General features: G+C 66.3%; 1 pseudogene. It reads left to right on the top strand.

The window, feature by feature from the left end:
* The first annotated feature begins 76 nt into the window (after positions 1–76).
* Positions 77–1,044 (top strand): annotated as a pseudogene (locus tag ACIRRY_RS51820) (IS5 family transposase).
* Positions 1,045–1,088 lie beyond the last annotated feature (44 nt).

Genomic DNA, 1,088 nt, shown 5'->3' with positions numbered 1-1,088 from the left:
CTAGGGCCTGTGTAGAGTTGTGATCTCGTGAGCCCCCGGCCTGGGAAAGTCGGGGGCCCTGGAGTAGAACGGTGGGGTGTCTCGACCTCAACTTTCGGATGCCGATTGGGAGTTCATCTCCCCGTTCCTGCCGGTCGGTGAGTACGGGCCGTACCCGGAGTACCTGCGGGCGCACTTCGAGGGCGTCGTGTGGCGGTTCAGGAACGGTGCGAAGTGGCGGGAGTTGCCCGAACGATTCGGGCACTGGTCCACCGTCTACGGCCGGTTTCGGCAGTGGCGGGATGCCGGGGTGTTCACCGCGGTGTTCCAGGGTGCCATCGCCGAGGCGGCGAAGCGGGGCTTGGTGGACTTGTCGCTGGTCAGCGTGGACTCGACCACGGTCCGGGCCCATCATGATGCTGCCGGGTTGATCGTGGAGCCCGGGATCCTGGACGCGTTGGAGAAGGCCGCCGCGGAAAAAGGGGCGTCGGCCAAGACGGGCAGCTGGACCCGGAGCGTGAGGAACGACGACGCGTGAGGCGTCGCCGCAGGGCCCGGCTCGCCGCTGCCGGCCTGGGACGTTCCCGCGGTGGACTGACCACCAAGACGCATCTGTCCTGTGTGCCGCAGTGCCTGCCCCTCTCGCTGAAGATCACTGCGGGGCAGGCCGGAGACAGTCCGCAGTTCATCCCCGTCCTGAACAGGATCCGCGTGCCCGGCCCGGTCGGCCGACCCCGCACCCGGCCCGGCGCAGTCGCGGGCGATAAGGCGTACTCGTCCCGCCAGAACCGTTCCCACCTGCGCAGACGCGGGATCAAAGCAGTCATCCCCGAGAAGAGGGATCAGGCCGCCCACCGCAAGAACCGTGGCTCACGCGGCGGACGGCCCGTCACCTGGGACAAGCAGCTGTACAAGCTCCGCAACAGCGTCGAACGCACCATCAACAAGATCAAGGACTGGCGCGGTCTGGCCGTCCGCTACGACAAAAAGCCTGAAAGCTACCAGGCTGGACTCGAATTATGCGCCGGCCTCCTCTGGATCCGACACCTCGGATCACAGCCTTGATCACAACTCCACACAGGCCCTAGTACTGCAACGACACTCCGTGA

This window comes from Streptomyces sp. NPDC101776 (genome assembly GCF_044766845.1).
Lineage (GTDB): Bacteria > Actinomycetota > Actinomycetes > Streptomycetales > Streptomycetaceae > Streptomyces.
This window is presented reverse-complemented; position numbering and strand designations above follow the sequence as displayed.